Raw genomic sequence first — 877 nt, forward strand, 5'->3', positions numbered from 1 at the left:
CATACTCCCAGAACATGCGCGCCCTTGCGGTGCCGCTCCACGATCCAGTCCCGCAGCCGCGCCTCCTTGGCGTCGGCTGGGTCGGTCACCGCGGGCACGACCACCACATCGGGCTCGGGGACCGCTCCCCTGTCCACCTCGGCCAACGTGTGGTCGGGCAGGAGATGGGCCCCGCCGGACAGCGGGGAGACGCGGCGTTCGGCTGCGACGGTGTAGACGAACAACTTCTCCGACTCGGCGAACACCTGGTACGGCGCCATCACGTCGGTGGCCACGGACCCCTCGTTGCTGACCACCACGGCCACCGTGATCCGGCCGGTCGGCACGGCCCGCGCGGTCGGCCACGCACCCGCGTCCGACGCGGCAGGTGCGGGGGCGAAACTGTCCGCCATCGACGTGCTCACCCCCGCGAAGGCGATCCCGGCGAACGACGCCACCGACAGCACCATGCCCATGAGCACCCAGCCCGCCCGGCGGACCACCCGGCGCCTCCTGTTCAATCTTGACATGACATACCTCCATAAAACGGTCGATCGATGGCGGTGCGGCACACGCAACCGCCTCCATGGGGAGAACAAGGAAGGAAGTGGCCGAGGGAAGGCGTCAGGAGCCGTTCCCGGCGGGCGTTTCAGCTGGCGGGGCGCAACTGCGTGCGGAGCCGGGACGGCGGAATGCCGAAGCTCTCGGTGACCAGGCGTCGCAGCTGCCGTGCGTCACGGAAGCCGCAACGGGCAGCGACCGTCTCCACTGTCAGGTCGGTGTCCGTCAGCAGGACACGGGCCCGTTCCAGGCGCAGCCGGCGCTGGTAGGCCAGCGGAGTGATCCCCGTGGCCGTGGTGAAGGCCCGCGTCAGACCACGCGGCGACAGATGGGCAAC

Annotated in this window: 2 protein-coding genes; both read right to left on the reverse strand. The window is 70.1% G+C overall.

Annotated elements, in window-relative coordinates:
* Positions 1-509 (reverse strand): hypothetical protein (locus tag IE107_RS34510; RefSeq protein WP_229867490.1); only part of this gene is annotated, 509 nt, incomplete at its 3' end.
* Positions 510-628: 119 nt separating this feature from the next.
* The coding region (locus tag IE107_RS34515; protein WP_229867491.1) for a helix-turn-helix domain-containing protein at positions 629-877 on the reverse strand (249 nt) is incomplete at its 5' end.

This window comes from Streptomyces gelaticus, assembly GCF_014649535.1.
Classification (GTDB): domain Bacteria; phylum Actinomycetota; class Actinomycetes; order Streptomycetales; family Streptomycetaceae; genus Streptomyces; species Streptomyces gelaticus.